Source organism: Microbulbifer sp., from assembly GCF_036563125.1.
In the GTDB taxonomy this organism is placed as follows: domain Bacteria; phylum Pseudomonadota; class Gammaproteobacteria; order Pseudomonadales; family Cellvibrionaceae; genus Microbulbifer.
In genome coordinates this window covers 1-16,299 of sequence record NZ_DATCMV010000156.1, presented here as the reverse complement: position 1 = coordinate 16,299, position 16,299 = coordinate 1, and the positions used below count along the sequence as shown (strand labels likewise).

Genomic DNA, 16,299 nt, shown 5'->3' with positions numbered 1-16,299 from the left:
GGACCAGGCCTCTCCAGATCTGCGTTTTGCCACCGCGGTAGCCGGGTTTGGCTTGCTGCTGAAAAATGAGCCGCTCAGCAACTTTGGCTATGACGAGGTGGTGGCAATCGCCCAGATGGCCCGTGGCGAGGATATCAATGGGGAAAGGGCGGAATTCGTGCGGCTGGTGAAAACCGCGGATGCCCTGGTTCGTGCGCAGACGCCACCAGTAGTCGGTGGGCCAGAATAGTAGCTTCGGTGCTAGGTGGGGGCGGTGCGCCCTCGCCGCGAAAATGTTTCTACTTCACCAATCCTTGTTTCCACACTGAGTGCCGATAAATAGGAGAAGACTTGATGAGAGGTACTCGGAACGTCTGGCGTACACCAAAAGCCGGTACCATCAGTAACCTGAAGATGTTGCAAGAGGTTCTCGACGCACCGGATCCGGAAAAAATCCGGATCGAAGTAAAATCGGTAGGTTTGAACTTTGCAGATATCTTCGCGCTAACCGGCCTTTACTCCGCCACGCCCGAGGGCAGTTTCATTCCCGGCCTTGAATTTTCCGGCGTGGTGGATGAAATAGGTACATCTGCCAATACGCACCTCAAGGTGGGTGACCGAGTCTACGGATGCACCCGTTTCGGCGGTTACACGAACTGTGTGGATGTACTGCCACAGCATTGCCGCAAAATTCCAGATGGCTGGAGCTTTTCCGAGGCGGCCGCCTTCCCCGCACAAAGCCTCACCGCCTTTTACGCGCTGTCCGAACTGGGCGCACTGAAACCCGGGCAAGTGGTTTTGATCCACAGTGCCGCCGGCGGCGTCGGCTTGCAGGCCATGCGCATGGTTAAAAAATTGGGCGGGGTGCCCATCGGTACCGTGGGCTCGGTAGCGAAACAGCAATTTCTTTCCGCGCAGGGCTTTAATGAAGTCATTGTCCGTGGGGAAAACTTTGCGGTGCAGCTGAAGACGCAACTCGCCGGCAGACCGCTGCAAATGGTGCTTGATGGAATCGGGGGTGAAATCCAGAAACGCTCGTTTGAGGCCCTGGCGCCAACCGGAAGGCTGATCGTATTTGGTGCGGCGGAGTTTACCCCGGGCGATAAACCCAACTGGTGGAAGGCCGCCTGGTTGTACCTGAAACGCCCCCGTTACGATGTGATGGATATGATCAGCACCAACAAATCGGTAATGGCATTCAACCTGATCTGGCTGTGGCAGGAGCAGGCCTTGTTTGATCAGCTACTGACGGGGTGTGCGAACCTGGAATTACCGGCGCCATTTGTCGGACGAGAGTTTGCGTTTGCACAGGCCCACGACGCAATTGAACATCTGCGCAGTGGGCAGTCGGTCGGCAAGGTCGTCCTCACCGTTGATTGAAGCTTGCGCCGCTATCACTACCGGCGCGAAGCCCACGGCTACAGGGAATCGAGATAAGCGGTTCCGCCCAGTTGTTTCACCTGTTGGTTGATTGTTGCGGCGCGGCCCTGCACATACGCCGACGGACGCCGTGCCGACATCTGCTTGGGATTGGGCAGTACCGCCGCCAGTAGGCCCGATTGCCAGCGCGTTAGCTGTTGAGCCGACGTGCCAAAAAACTGGCGCGCGGCGGCCTCGGCGCCGTATACCCCTTCGCCGAACTCGGCGATATTCAGGTACACCTCGAGGATGCGCTCCTTGGGCCACAGGATCTCCATCAGCAGGGTAAACCAGGCTTCCAGAGCCTTGCGCAGATAGCTGCGCCCATTCCACAGGAACAGGTTCTTGGCCGTCTGTTGGGTGATGGTGCTGGCCCCCCGGGTGCGCTTGCGTTTTTCGCTCAGGGCCTTTTGCAGCGATCCGATGTCAAAGCCGAAGTGCTGGGGGAATTTCTGGTCCTCTGCCGCGATCACCGCCATCTGCAAATTGCCAGAGATCTTCTCCAGCGGACGCCAGGTCTGGTGAACTGCACGGCCACTCTGCTGCTGCCAGGACTGGATCACCATGGAAGAGGGCGGGTTGATCCAGCGCAGCAGCAGTACCAGCAGCACCGTAGCCAGTATGAATGAGACGCCGAGCCAGAGGCAGATACGGATTGCGCGGTTCAGGAACTTGGGCATGGGAGAGCAACCGGGCTGTGTATAAGCAGTGTGTATATTCATTGGAAGTTGGGACATTCGCGGCGCTGAAAGGTTGCCTGGCGGGGCGGCTGCGAGTGTCGGCGGTGGGGTGCTGATGTTATCTTCAAGCTGACGCAATTTCGACCGCTGCCGTGCGGCAGACGGGGTTACTGGTTTGCGGCGGGATATCCAGTAGATATTCACAGGTCTGTCCCGAGAAGCTGTGGGCAAACCGGATGTGGATAAGTGTTGGATACTTCGACATTCCGAATGTCGGGGTTCGCAAGGCTGTCACAACTTCCCTCTAGGCTGGGCGATCAAATTTATCAACAGGGACTCCGGTGTGAACCAATTTACTCGACGCAATTTCATCAGGGCCGCACTCGCCACCACCGGCAGTGTAGTGGTCTCAACACCGCTGCAGGCTATGAGCCGCCCCCAGTTGCCGTCCGAGGTGACCTTCGAGCACGGCGTGGCCAGTGGCGATCCGTTGCAGGACGCGGTGATCCTGTGGACTCGCGCAACGCCGGCAGCAGGCACCGAGCCCTCCGCGCCGACAAAGGTCACCTGGGAACTCTCCAGCGATCCGGAATTCAAAAAAATCGTACGTCGCGGTGGGGCGGAAACCGATCTCGCGCGGGATTTCACGGTAAAGATCGACGTGCAGGGGCTGCAGCCGAACACCGCGTACTACTACCGCTTTATTGGTGCCAGTGAGCAAAGCCCTGTGGGGCGCACCAAAACGTTGCCTGCTGCGGGCATCGAACAGGTGAAGCTGGCGATATTTTCTTGCTCCAACTACCCGGCGGGTTACTTCAACGCCTACCAGCTGGCGGCTGCCAGTGATGACTGGGATGCGGTGCTGCACCTCGGCGATTACATCTACGAATACGGTAGCGGCGGTTACGCCACCGAGCGCGCGGCGGAAATCGGCCGCGCACTGCCGGAAGATAACCGCGGCGAACTCTATACCATCACCGACTACCGCAAGCGCTATGCCCTGTACCGCACCGATGCCGGCCTGCAGGCGCTGCACGCCGCAGCGCCGTTTATCGCGGTGTGGGATGACCACGAAATCAGCAATGACACCTGGAAAGCCGGGGCGCAGAACCACAGCGAAGACGAGGGCGATTTCTTCGCCCGCCGCGCCGCCGCGGTCCAGGCCTACTACGAATGGCTACCGATCCGTCCGCCCATGGGTGAGCGCAATCCGCAGATCTACCGCAGCTTCCGCTTCGGCGACCTGCTGGACCTGCATATGCTGGATACCCGGGTGATTGGCCGCGACCAGCAGCTAGACTTCAAGCGCTATATGGACAGTGAAGGCAACTTCGACGGCCGTGCCTTCAGTGCCGCCATGGCAGACCCGGACCGCTCACTGCTGGGCAAACCACAGTTGCAGTGGCTGCAGGAAACACTCTCCACATCCACCGGCCACTGGCAGTTGCTGGGCCAGCAGGTGCTGATGGGCAAAATACACCTGCCGGTGGAGATGATGACCAGCTTCTACCGGGGCGGCAGCCAGAATCACACCGCCGAGCTGATCGGTCTAAAGGCCGCCAGTCTGCAGGGCAAGCCACTGACCGAGAGCCAGCGTGCCCGCCTGCAACACGTGGTCCCGTACAACCTGGATGCGTGGGATGGCTACGCGGTGGAGCGTGAGCTGCTGTATCGGCACATCAAGGGATTGAACAAAAATCTGGTGGTCGTAGCTGGCGATACCCACAACGCCTGGTACAGCCATCTGAAAGATGCGGCGGGGCAAATGGTGGGGGTGGAATTCGCAGCCCCCAGCGTGACCTCGCCGGGTATGGAAACCTACCTGAAGATGGATGAGGAAGCGGCGACCGAAATGGCCGCGGGCATGCCAGTGCTGGTGGACGAGCTGCAATACTGCAACCTGCACCAGCGCGGTTATATGGCATTGACCTTCCGCCGCGATGGGGTGCAGGCGGAGTGGAAGTATGTGGATAACATCCGCAGCACCGAATTTGTGGAAGTGGCGCGCCACAGTGTTACCCACACACTGAGCTGATCTGCGTTAACACGCAGAAAAAAGGCCAGTGCTGCGAAGCACTGGCCTTTTTTATTGGCTTGCCAATCGAGAAATTAAAACGCCCCGAAACGCTTGCTGAACTCGAGACTCAGCGTGCGCGGTGCGCCCTGGATATAGGTGGGGAAGCCGAAGGAAGACCCGGTATTGCCCGCATCCATGATGTACTCCTCATCCAGCAGGTTACTGGCGGCGAGCGCCAATGCCCAGTTGCGGTCGCTGGCGGCAATCCCGGTGCGCAGGTTGAGCAGGTCCACCGCGCCTTCCTCAAACCGGTTGGTGATATCGAAATACACCGAAGAGCGGTAACTCCAGCTACCGCTGCTGGTGAACACCAGGCCGCTGGTGATTGGCGCTTCATAGATATAGCTGATCGCACCGGTCAGCTCAGGTTGCAGGCGGAACTGGTTGCCGGCGTAGCTACCATTGCTGGCATCGTCGTCGATGCCCGCATCGATGTAAGCCATATTCGCCATCAGCTGCAGGCTGTCGCTCGCATTCCAGCGCAGCTCTGCTTCGAGGCCGGTGTTGGTTGCGGAGCCGGCGTTTTCCGTGCGCGTCTGGCCGCTGTCCTGGTCGACCACGCTCACCTGGAAGTTGTCGTAGTTCTGGTAAAAAGCAGCTACCGCGTAGTCCAGCGGCATGCCGGCAAGGCGGCCCTTGATGCCGAGCTCGTAGTTGTCGATCTCTTCCGCCGGGATCCGGCTTTCGATACCGGACGACATATCGATCACTTCCGAGCGCTCACCCCTGGATATGGTGCCGTACAGGTTCGTGTTGTCGTTGAGGCTATACAGCAGGTTGAAGCGCGGCAGTACCGCGGAATTGTCGGAATCCCCGCGGATAACGCCCCCTTCGGTATTGAGCGCCAGACCAAAGAACAGGTCGGTCATCAGGCCCTGGGAGGCGAGTATCTGGGAAAAAGGCATTTCGCTGGTGTAGCTGGATTCACGCTGCTCGCGCACCAGGCGGGCACCCACGGTGGCTTCCAGTTGCGGGGTGACCTGGTAGGAGACGTCCGCAAACAGGTTGAGGCTGCTGTTGTCGGCGCCGTTAGCGTAATAGCTCTCATAGGGCAGCGCCGCCACCATGCCGCCGGTCAGCAGTGCAGTACTATCCGCGTTACAAGAGGTAATGCCGATGCCAGCCAGTGCACCGGCGCAGCTGAGGAAGGTGCCTTCCTCGGTGGCGAAGCCCACAAACTGCTCGGCCTCCTCCTCGAAATAACTCGCGCCCACAAAGCCGTTGATGCGCTCACCGCTAAAATTCAGGCGCAGCTCATGGCTGGACTGATCGCCGGTGGCCAGTTCGGAAAAGTTCAGCATCTCGAAGCCGGTGCCGTCTGCATCGAAGGCCTCAAGGGAATCGTGTTTACGCTGCGCGCCGATATAGGTAAGCGCCAGATCGTCGCCCAGTTCCCAGCTTACGCTCGCATTGAAATCCTTCACCGTGCGCTCTACACCGATATTGTCCATGCCGAGCACATTGTTGTCCGGCACGCTCAGCGCGGCGTTGTCAGTAAACAGTACAGATTGATTAACGAAGGCTGTACCCGGGTCGGTGGCCTTGTCGTAGTTGTAGACAAAGTCGATGGTGAGATCGTCACTGGGGGTGATGCGCAGGCTGGGGCGGATCGCCTCGCGTTCGTAACCGTTCAGGTCCGCCTCACCGCTGGCGTTTTTCACATAGCCCGCGCGCTCGCGGGTGACGAACGCCAGACGGCCCTGCACCGTGTCATCGCCGCCGGTCACTATACCCTCGAGCTTGCGCATATCGTAATCGCCGGCACCTACGGTGAGGGCGGAGGCAAATTCCTGCTGTGGTTTGGCGGTGATAAAGCTCATCGCACCGATGGAAGCGGCGGTGCCGAACAGGGTAGCCTGCGGCCCCTTCACCACCTCGATACGCTCCATGTCGTACACCTCGAAATAGGAGGTGCGCGAGCGGGACACATCGGTGCCGTTCAGGTAGACCGATACCCTCGCGGCACCTGGGGCGCTGCCGTCATCAGACGTGATGCCGCGGATCACATAGCCGTTGTTGTTCACACTCTGCTGCTGTACCACCAGGCCCGGCACCAGGTCCGACAGACTGTCGAAGCGGTCGATACCCAGCTCACTCAGGGTGTCGCCGTCCAGGCTGCTGACGGTCAGCGGTACATCCTGGATCGCTTGTGCGCGCTTCTGTGCGGTGACAATAACCTCTTCCAGTTGCGCGTCCTGCTGAGCATGGGTCTGCGCAGCAATAGTCGAGATAACACAGGCCAAGGTGGCGAGTGGGAAGTTCCGTTTCTTGATCGGGTTCATGAAAGCTCCAGCGTTTATCCTGAAAAGAATTACGCGCTGGATACTAGTGAGGAATTAATACGTGGCGGTGAACGATTTGTGACAGATATTGATGGCTTGCCAGAGTGCGTCACGCAGCAATAGTCGCGATACTCTCTCTCCTCCACTGTCTGCCCACGCGCTACATTGCGCAATTCAGCGCGAGACACTGTCCTAACAATTGGTTCATATGGGGGTGAGAAAAGGGCAGAGAGCTGCCATAGTCACTACGCAAATTAAAAGGGGAGTGGCCTTCGATGTCAGAAAAGCAATCCATGCAGGGCGAACAGCCCATGCAAGAGCAGCAGCGATCAACCTTGGCCAGCGCAGCAGAGGATGTCCAGAGTGCTGCCTCGGGCTATGTGTGTGATCTCAGCTCGAACAATGCCTATCGTCTGGCCTACGACGATCCGTGTTTTATTCTGCGTGATGAGGCGCGCGCGGTGCGCCTGATGCTGGAGTGGATGAAGGCGGATCAGCTGTTGCAGGACAAGGGGGTCGATGCCACCGTGGTATTTTTCGGCAGTGCGCGTGAGCCGGAGCACCCGGCGGGTGGTGCGCGCTATTACGCCGCAGCGCGGGAGTTCGCGCAGCGGGTGGCTGCCCATGGTGAACAAAATCCGCAGGCACGGGTGACCGTCGTCACCGGCGGCGGTCCGGGTATCATGGAGGCGGCCAATCGCGGCGCCGCCGATGCCAATGCCGTAAACGGGGGATTCAATATCGTGCTGCCTCACGAGCAGCGGCCCAATCCCTACATCACCCCGGAACTCAACTTCCAGTTTCACTATTTCGCACTGCGCAAAATGCACTTAATGGCGCGTGCTCGGGCGCTGGTTTGCTTTCCGGGAGGTTACGGCACGCTGGACGAGCTGTTTGAAATTCTCACGCTGATACAAACCCGCAAAGCTCAGGGCGTCGCGGTGATCCTGTATGGGCGGGACTTCTGGCAACGTTTGATTGATTTCGATTTTCTGGTCGAGCAGGGTTATATCTCGGCGGGCGATAAGGAACTCTTCCAGCTGGTAGATTCGGTCGACGAGGGCTTCGCGCTACTTGAAGCGCATCTCGGTTGGGCGCATTAACTGGTCGTCACATTGCACGCATCCCGCCCGACCATTAAAGGCCGGGCAGGACTGGTGCCCGGTGATTACTTACAGGGTCTTCAGGTATTCAATAATCGCCAACCGCTCGTGGTCGGTCAGCACATTGTTGAACTCGTGGCCTTCGTTGCCATGGCTGAACAGCAGGGTGTTGTAGATCTTGCGATCTTCCATCTGCTTCATGGTCAGCGTCGGCGGGAAGAAGATATTCCAGGTCAGGATCAGATTGCCGAAGATGTCATCGAGAATCTCCTGCGCCAACGGTGTTGCATGCTTGTCGTTGGGATCGCAAGTGCGGAAAGGCGATACCGAGGGATTCCAGAATGAGCGCCATTCGCAATCGATGACATCGTACTTCCAGCCCATTTTGGTTTCATCGTAGGCGGTATCCAGTTTGGTGTCGTAACCCATCAGCACATTGCCGTTGTTGTACCAAGGGTTGGCAATTTTGTTGTTGGACACCCGGCGCCACAGCGGTTCGCGATCGGACGGCTTGAGGATTTCCCACACATTCGGGATCGAGCCGTTGTGCATATACGGCGCGCTTGCCCATACCCCGTAAAGCGGCGGTGCCAGGTAACCCAGCTCGCGATCGCCGCGCAGCCTTTCCTGGTTCTGCGGACCGCAATCCTGATCGGTGCCCTTGGTGGGTGGATAACCGAAGAAATTCACCGAGCCCGCGCGCTGCATACCTTCGTTGTTGGTTTCCCAGCGCACCGAGTCGGTGCCGATGATTTCCTGCGGCACGATGTAGGACGCGATGCCCTCCAGCACCGGGCTGGCGAGGTATTCGGGATTGTTCACATAGCGCGGCGCGTAAGCGCCGTGACAGCCGGCACAACTGCCGTTGCCCTCCGGGCGGCGAACCGTGTTGTTGCGCTCCGGAGCCCACATATCCAGCTCGTGGAACAGCACAGCACCTTCCTCGGCCAGTGCGGTGTTAATGGTACCCGGGTACTTCGGCGCCTTGAGGGTTTCAATCCAGGCGTTGATGGGCGGTCCGTTATCGCGCATGTATTTCTGGCCGGCATCGCTCAGGGGGCCGAGAATTTCGCCAAACAGGCCGAAGAACGGGGTGTAGAACACCTGGTCGATGCGCGGTGCATCCGCCGGGAACATACCATCCACAAACTTCACCGGACGGTGACCCAGGTTCCACCACGCCGGAGTATCCATACTGGCGGTGGAGCCGGAGGTGATCAGGTCCACCGCATCACGTGCGGAATACAGCCCCTGGTCCGGGAAAATAAATGCGAGGTTTACGTCGCTGGCATTGTTGGTGCCGCGGGTATGACTCAGGTTGGCGAGCGTGGCGACGGACGCGAGATAGCCTTGCGGCAGTGCATCGCGCAGGAACAGATCGAGATCCGCCAGCGAGCTGCCGCCGCCCAGCGCCACTTTACCGTCGACGGCGCCACTGTGGCAGGCGTGACAGGTCACACCGATGCGGCCGGTCCAGGTGCCGTCGGGATAGCGCATCTGCGTGAACATCATCGGCAACTGGCCGGAACCACCGTTGGTGAGATTGGGGTTTTCCCCGAATAGCGGGTAGGGATTGCGCTTCTCGCCCAGCACCGATCCGTAGCGCTCCGCCACCAGCTGATCGAACTTGGCCGGTTTCGACGCGTAACCACCCCAGGATTTCCACAGGTCGCGATACTGATCCGGCAGCAGGGTGGAAATGCCGAGCGCCGCTTCGATGGTGTAGGGGTCGGTACCGGCAAACAGGGCACCGACACCGGGAGAGCCGCCGGTCAGCAAGCGCTCACCAAGGTCGAAGCGCTCACGCAGTTCGCCACAGGTTGTGGCCGCGCCAACTTCGCGCACGGCTTCCGGGTCAACGTGACAATTCTTGTAGTAGGCATTGAAGTGCACCGCGCGGCCATCGCTGACGCCTTCCTGAATGAATGAGCGCGGATCTTCCGGCAGCTCGGTATCGTCCGCTTTGCCATAACAGAAATCCCACACCGCCCAGCCGCCGTTGCTGCTGCCGAGCAGCGCATTGGGGTCGTAATCGGCGGGCCGGTTATACACACCGTGGGGTGTGGATGGCACGCTGGGGTCGTAGTAGGGGTCGTCGTACTCCGTGTCCGTGCCGGTGTAGGCAAGGGATTCCAGGGAAGACAGGGTTAACAGGGACGCAAGCAGCGCAGTTCTTATTTTCGAACCACCTCTGGGTGCGACAGGTCTATTTATTGTCGGGGTTGGCTCCAACATGGCATCAGGCTCTCCTTTATCATCGCTTGTAAATTGGCAGGCCTACTACCGCACACGCGGACTGCCGCTTACCGCAGCTGCTTTTTGCAATTGCGCCGGGGTATATTTTTGTGGACGAAAGTTGAATTATTTTTCTGGTAAATAGGTGGGTAAGCTAAAGAATCGGAGAGAGGAGTAAATCGTCGGATCGGACGAATTTTCCGGGTTAATACGCGCAGTGCATGGGTGACCAGCACAAATTTGTGCGTCGGTGCTCGTTTGTGTGAGGGATTGCACGCCTGGAAATAAATGTTGAATACAGGGGATAACTAGTGAAAACGATTGGTTTGCTCGGCGGCATGAGCTGGGAATCAACCGCAAGCTATTACAGTGCGGTCAATAAAGGGGTGAGCAAGGCTCTCGGGGGGTTGCACTCCGCCAGGGTATGTCTGTATAGCGTTGATTTTGCTGAAATCGAACAGCTGCAACATGAAAATCGCTGGGATGAGGCTGCGAACCTTCTTTGCCGTGCCGCACAGTCTGTTGAAGCCGGTGGTGCGGATTTTCTTCTGATCTGTACCAACACCATGCACAAGGTCGCGGAACAAATCGCATCTTCAATTGCCATCCCGCTCGTGCATATCGCCGATGCCACAGCGGAACAGCTGGTTGCCGACGGCGTTAAGCGAGTAGGGCTGCTCGGCACACGATTTACCATGGAGCAGGATTTCTACAAGGGGCGGGTTTCCGAAAAATATGGAATCGATGTCCTCGTTCCCGACGAGGAAGAACAAAGCCTGATCCACAAGGTGATTTATACGGAACTCTGCCTTGGTGAAATACGGGATGCCTCGCGGGAAAAATATCTGAAAATCATCGGCAGCCTCCATGCGCGCGGTGCCGAGGCGGTGATTCTCGGGTGTACCGAAATTGCGCTGCTGGTGCAGCAAAAGCATACGCAGGTTCCGCTTTACGACACGACGCAGATTCACGCCGGCAAAGCGGTAACGCTGGCCATCGGCCAATCCTGATACGACCCGCCCCCCTCGGGGGAGGAGGACCGGGCAGCGGATAATTGTTATTGGTAGCCGTGGGGATGTTTGCCCCACCATCGAATAACAACCGAGTGAATCCCAGTCATGCGAATCTTCTCTGCGCCCCGCCACTCAAGCGTCATCACCCATACCGCACGACAGCTGGCTTCGGTAACGGCGCTGGCATTCGGTCTGTGTGGCGCGGCCCACGGGCTGTGCCCGGCGCAGTCCGATGCGACTCCGGTAGCGCCGATCCAGCTCAACCAGCAGGACGAGTTTGTGCCCGAGTGGGCCAAGTCGGCGATCTGGTACCAGATTTTCCCCGAGCGCTTCCGCAATGGCGACCCCGGCAACGACCCGAAAGTGACCGATCTCGCGGGCTCGGATCCGCAGGAGCCGGTGGCGCACTGGTCAGTACATCCCTGGGGCAGTGACTGGTATGAACTGCAGGAATACGAGCAGAAAAATGGCGATAAGGAACTGTGGAAACATCTGCTGCGCCGGCGTTACGGCGGCGATCTGCAGGGGGTGATCGACAAGCTGGATTACCTGCAGGAACTGGGGATTAATGCGATCTACCTGAACCCGGTATTCGACTCGCCCTCGCTGCACAAATACGACGGTGCCAGCTATCACCATATTGATCCCAATTTCGGCCCCGATCCCGAGGGCGACCGCCGCCTGATGGCGACGGAAAAACCCATCGATCCCTCCACCTGGGTCTGGACCAAGGCGGATGAGCTGGCGCTGGAGCTGATCCAGAAGGCGCACAGCAAGGGCATCCGCGTGATCTTTGACGGTGTGTTCAATCACATGGGGATCAACAGTTTCGCGTTTCGGGATCTGAAGAAGAACCAGCAGGCTTCGCCCTACAAAGACTGGTTTACCGTAACCTCGTGGGCCGATGACAAGGCCGGTACCGCCTTCGATTACGAAGGCTGGTTCGGGGTCAAGTCGCTGCCCGAGTTTGCCGAAGATGTTGATGGCCTCGCCGACGGCCCGAAAAACTATGTGTTCGCCGCGACCGAGCGCTGGATGAATCCCAAAGGAAAGGGTCGTGAAAACGGTATCGATGGCTGGCGCCTGGATGTGGCATTTTGTGTGGGCCACCGTTTCTGGAAGCAGTGGCGCCAGCACGTTAAATCCATCAACCCGGACGCCTATCTGACCGCGGAAATTGTCGATACCCCGGACAAGGTTAAACCCTATCTGCAGGGCGACGAATTCGATGGTGAAATGAATTACAACTTCGCATTCAGCAGCGCTGAGTTTTTCTTTCACCCCGAAGCATCCCGCATCAGTGCCAGTGAATTTGACCGCGAGCTTGCGCGTATGCGCACCCTGTATCCAAAAGGTGTTGCCTACGTTACCCAGAACCTGTTTGGCAGCCACGATTCCAACCGCATCGGTTCGCACATCGTCAATCGCGGCATCGGCAATTTCCGCGAGTGGGGCAAATATTTCAATGCCTCTCAAGCCGCGGGTAATCCCGAGTATCAGGTACGCAAACCCAACGAGTATGAGCGCCAGCTGCAAAAACTGTTTGCCATCTTCCAGCTAACTTATGTAGGTGCGCCGATGATTTATTACGGCGATGAAGTGGGCATGTGGGGCGCCAACGATCCGGATGACCGCAAGCCCATGGTGTGGGCTGATATCGATTATGCGGATGAGGTGTACAACCCAGACGGCAGCAAAAGAAAACCGGACAGTGTCGCGGTGAATGAAGACCTGCTCGCGCACTACCAGAAATTGAGCAAAATTCGCCGGCAGTATGACGCCCTGCGTGTTGGCGAATACCGGACCATTCTCGCCGACGACGACCGAGACATATTTGCTTTCGAGCGACGTTATCAGGGCCAGCAATTGTGGGTAGTGCTGAACAATCGCGATGCCGCGCAGCAGGTCGAACTGGACTTCAATGCATCCACAGGAACGGTTGTCGACCTGCTGAGCGGAGAGCGCTTTGCGCCCGCTTCCGGAAAGCTGAGCCTGCCAGTCACCGGCAAGTGGGGCAGGGTTCTATTGGTGAGCACGCGCTAGCTCCGTCTTGGGTGGGGTGCGCCAGCCGAACGCGCTGGCGCGCCCCCTGAAACAAAACTTGGTCATTCACGCCATTTGTTGCCAATCCACGCTAGTGCCGCTATAACCCGACGATGCTCTCCGAATCTTCCGAAGTTCACGGGGCGCTCGCTCGCGACCCTGTAGCGCCGTTGAAAAAGGTAACCGATGGAAGAATTCTCCCGGGCCTCGTCGCTGGTAATGTTTGACGAACTCTGTGTCGCCTCCGGGCTCGATCCGCAGCTAATGCTGGATAATGCCGGTCTTCCCGCCGATACCCTGGCCCATCCCGATAACCTTATTTCCTTCCAGCGTATGGCGCTGTTGCTGGATGACTGCGCGCGGGAATCGGGCAACCCCCTGTTCGGACTAGAGCTCGGGTTGCGCCAGGGCACCGCGGTATTTGGCCAGCTCCTTTATCTGGTCAAGAACGCCAACACCGCCGGCGAATCACTCGCGGAACTCGCCCGCTACTACCACCTGCATTCCAGCAGTGGTGTGGTGAAGCTGGAGGTGCACGATAAGCTGGCATTCCTTGAGTACACGCCAGTACTGCGCGAAGGCATTCCCTCACGGCAGGCGATTGAACACGGCGTGGCGGTAGGGTGGCAGTTGCTGAAAATGTTGCTGGGACGGCAGTGGAATCCCCGGGCCTTGTACCTGCAAACCGCGGCTGGTGCCTCTGCGCACCGTTATGCACGCCTATTGCGCACCGCGCCCCACTTCAACAGCGACAGGAATGCCTGGGTTTTTGATGCCGCCCTGCTAGCGGCGCCACTCAGTGATGCGGACCCGGCACTGCACGCGCTGATGCAGGCGCACATCGAAAAACTCGACGAGCTTGCGCCGAAGGAACTGCCTGAATTCGTCAGTCACCTGCTGCGCAACCTGCTGCCCAATGGCCAGGTTTCCCTGGATTATGTTGCCGATTACATGATGCTCGGCACCCGCACCCTGCAGCGCATGCTCACGGAGGAGGGAACCAGCTTCCAAGCACTGCTGAACGAAACCCGCCAGGCGGAGGCAGCGCGCTACCTGAAGGAATCCGATATCAGCCTGACCCAGCTGGCAGGCCTGCTCGGGTATGCTGATCTTGCCACCTTTTCCAAAGCCTTTCAGCGCTGGTTTGGCATGAGTCCGCGCCAGTGGCGCCAGGCCAATGGCCGGCCCGGCTCCGCCAGGAAGCTGGCGCGGGAGCGCCGGCGGCCTACCTGGTTGCGCTGAGCGCCCAGCCACGCATCTCTTGTCAGTGTCGTGCACCGTGGTCATAGATACGTAAATAAACAAATTAATGGCGTGATATGACAAGTTTTGTCCGGAGCTTTGTGAGGACAATGTGCTATCTCATCGCCCCTGTCACTAGCGCTACCCGGTGTGATGGAGCGATGAATCACAAGCTGGCCTTTTGCCACGCTGTTTAGCAAAGAGTGTTCTATGACCTATAAAGCCATCCAACTAGCCAAACGCCCGAGCGGCGATATCACCCCCGATATTTTCGCTACCGTAGACTTGGAAACCCCGGTGCTGGAAGAGGGCCAGTTCCTAGTCAAGCAGACCTACATGTCCCTTGATCCGGCCATGCGCACCTGGCTGAATCCGCGCGAAGACAGCTACCTGCCGCCGGTTCAGGTGGGCGAAGTGATGCGCTCCTACGGTGTCGGCGAGGTGGTCGAGTCCCGCAACGCCAATTACCCGGTAGGTGCGCGAGTGATCGGCACAACAGGCTGGGCGGAATACGTCCTCGGCAATGACGAGATGCAGGTGGTGGATGCTTCCATCGACCCGGAGGCGCTGTTGTCCGTGTTCTACGTTACCGGCCTGACGGCCTACGTGGGCCTGATCAAGATCGGTCGGCCGCAGGCGGGCGAGACCATTCTGATCAGCGGCGCCGCCGGCTCCGTCGGTTCACTGGCAGGCCAGATTTCCAAGGCTGAAGGCCTGCGCGTTGTGGGTACCGCCGGTAGCGACGAGAAATGTCGCTGGTTGGTGGAGGAGCTCGGTTTCGACAAGGCGATCAACTACAAGTCTGACGACCTCGCCGCGCAGCTGGACGACGCCTGCCCGAACGGCATCGATCTGTTTTTCGAAAATACCGGTGGCCCGATCCAGCAGCTGGCCTACGAGCGCATGAACCGCTTCGGTCGCATCCTGGTGTGCGGCATGATCGCCGAATACAACTTCGAAAAACCAGCACCGGGCCCGAACTGGATGGACATCAACCTGAAGGGGCTGCGCGTAGAAGGTTTCGTGGTGCCGGATCACCTGGACAAGGCGCAGGAAGCCACCGAAGCTCTGGCCAAGTATGTGCAGAACGGGCAAATCCGCTTCCGCACCCATGTGCTCGACGGGCTGGAAAGTGCCGTGGACGGGATTAACCTGCTGTTCAACGGCGGCAACCAGGGGAAGCTGCTTGTAAAACTCTGAGGTGCTAGAACGCTTAAGTGTTAAATACAAAAGCCCTGCCGTCCGGCGGGGCTTTTTTATTTGGCGGGAAAACCCCCATTTTGCAGTGATCTTGCCGCGATACTACGGACGCTCTACCTTTATGCTGCAATTCAGTATTCGCAACGCCACAAGATCCCGATCTTCAAGTGTCTTTTGATGTATTACTTTGGAGCTGTGAAATGACAAACGACGAACAGAAGATACTGATGCGCGGCGTAGCTGCTGGCACGCTGATTGGATTGGCTATCGGTCTGATTGTCGCACTGTTCATTTCGATGACGGCTTAGCGTTTTACATGGTTGGCCATTCGCGATTTTCCAGCCAGTTCCGTGCGAAACTCGGACTCCAGACTGCTATAGGAAGGCCATAGTATCCCACCCAACAAAGAGGAAGCGTTATGAGTAGTGAACTTTATTATCTGACCCTAGTTACGATCTTAACGGCAGTGCTTTGGGCTCCGTACATTCTGAACCGGTTTGCGGTCTGGGGCATATTCGATACGGTGGGGTACCCTACAGATCCCAAGCCCCAGTCGCCCTGGGCGGCACGTCTACAAAGGGCGCATACCAATGCCATCGAGAACCTGGTGGTTTTTGCAGTGTTGGTGTTGATTGCGCAGATCGCAGGTATCAGCAGTTCGATTACCGTGACCGCGTGCGTTGTGTATTTTTGGGCGCGGGTAGTGCATGCCATTGCGTACGCTTTGGGAATTCCCTGGGTCCGTACCTTGGCTTTTATTGCGGGATTTTTCGCTCAGGTGGCTGTGGCGTGGCAGCTACTGGTATCGGTGCCGGGTGCTACTTGATCGTCTTTTTAAGGCGAAGCTAATTTTAGGCAACTATTTATTTTCTTTTTCGGGATTTGGTGCGAGAGCGGGTGGCCACCATACAGACAGGCATACAATTTCATGGCGTATTGACGGGTGTGGATGCACGATTTTTTCCGAAATCGTTGTGATTGACTCTACTTCTAGACCATTAATTTTGTCTCCAATATCAGGGTTTT

Annotated in this window: 12 protein-coding genes; 9 read left to right on the top strand and 3 right to left on the bottom strand. The window is 58.1% G+C overall.

All coding sequences use genetic code 11. The features are described from left to right. Together VIL80_RS13255 and VIL80_RS13250 are read left to right on the top strand one after the other, a co-directional pair. The coding region (locus VIL80_RS13255; RefSeq protein WP_332036571.1) for a YfbK domain-containing protein at positions 1–229 on the top strand (229 nt) is incomplete at its 5' end. Between the two features lie 104 nt (positions 230–333). After that, positions 334–1,359: a zinc-binding dehydrogenase gene (locus VIL80_RS13250; protein WP_332036570.1), complete on the top strand. Its 1,026-nt coding sequence runs from the start codon at positions 334–336 to the stop codon at positions 1,357–1,359. 38 nt (positions 1,360–1,397) lie between these two features. Here VIL80_RS13250 and mtgA read toward each other — a convergent pair whose 3' ends face one another. Continuing rightward, on the bottom strand, positions 1,398–2,078 hold the full coding sequence (mtgA, locus tag VIL80_RS13245) for a monofunctional biosynthetic peptidoglycan transglycosylase (protein ID WP_332036569.1): 681 nt from the start codon (positions 2,076–2,078) through the stop codon (positions 1,398–1,400). Positions 2,079–2,421: 343 nt separating this feature from the next. On the opposite strand from mtgA, the gene VIL80_RS13240 reads away from it, so the two are divergent. Further along, positions 2,422–4,113, top strand: a complete 1,692-nt coding sequence (locus VIL80_RS13240) for an alkaline phosphatase D family protein (protein ID WP_332036568.1) — start codon at positions 2,422–2,424, stop codon at positions 4,111–4,113. A gap of 74 nt (positions 4,114–4,187) precedes the next feature. On the opposite strand, the gene VIL80_RS13235 is transcribed toward VIL80_RS13240, so the two are convergent. Beyond that, on the bottom strand, positions 4,188–6,437 hold the full coding sequence (locus VIL80_RS13235; protein ID WP_332036567.1) for a TonB-dependent receptor: 2,250 nt from the start codon (positions 6,435–6,437) through the stop codon (positions 4,188–4,190). Positions 6,438–6,712: 275 nt separating this feature from the next. On the opposite strand from VIL80_RS13235, the gene VIL80_RS13230 reads away from it, so the two are divergent. Beyond that, positions 6,713–7,540, top strand: coding sequence for an LOG family protein (locus VIL80_RS13230; RefSeq protein WP_332036566.1), 828 nt, complete (start codon positions 6,713–6,715; stop codon positions 7,538–7,540). A 69-nt stretch (positions 7,541–7,609) separates the two neighbouring features. Here VIL80_RS13230 and roxB read toward each other — a convergent pair whose 3' ends face one another. After that, entirely contained in the window at positions 7,610–9,775 is a 2,166-nt protein-coding gene (gene roxB / locus VIL80_RS13225; protein ID WP_332036565.1) for a rubber dioxygenase RoxB, read from the bottom strand. Between the two features lie 326 nt (positions 9,776–10,101). Here roxB and VIL80_RS13220 point away from each other — a divergent pair, with 326 nt between their 5' ends. The 5 genes from VIL80_RS13220 to VIL80_RS13200 all read left to right on the top strand — a co-directional run bounded on the left by VIL80_RS13220 (position 10,102) and on the right by VIL80_RS13200 (position 16,099). Next, positions 10,102–10,785, top strand: a complete 684-nt coding sequence (locus VIL80_RS13220; RefSeq protein WP_332036564.1) for an aspartate/glutamate racemase family protein — start codon at positions 10,102–10,104, stop codon at positions 10,783–10,785. A 108-nt stretch (positions 10,786–10,893) separates the two neighbouring features. Continuing rightward, complete coding sequence (locus VIL80_RS13215) at positions 10,894–12,831, top strand: glycoside hydrolase family 13 protein (protein WP_332036563.1); 1,938 nt, start codon at positions 10,894–10,896, stop codon at positions 12,829–12,831. A 186-nt stretch (positions 12,832–13,017) separates the two neighbouring features. Then, a complete protein-coding gene (locus tag VIL80_RS13210) occupies positions 13,018–14,073 on the top strand; it encodes an AraC family transcriptional regulator (protein ID WP_332036562.1) in 1,056 nt (351 codons plus the stop codon). 210 nt (positions 14,074–14,283) lie between these two features. Then, complete coding sequence (locus VIL80_RS13205; protein WP_332036561.1) at positions 14,284–15,273, top strand: NADP-dependent oxidoreductase; 990 nt, start codon at positions 14,284–14,286, stop codon at positions 15,271–15,273. Between the two features lie 418 nt (positions 15,274–15,691). Then, positions 15,692–16,099, top strand: coding sequence for an MAPEG family protein (locus VIL80_RS13200; RefSeq protein WP_332036560.1), 408 nt, complete (start codon positions 15,692–15,694; stop codon positions 16,097–16,099). Positions 16,100–16,299: the final 200 nt, after the last annotated feature.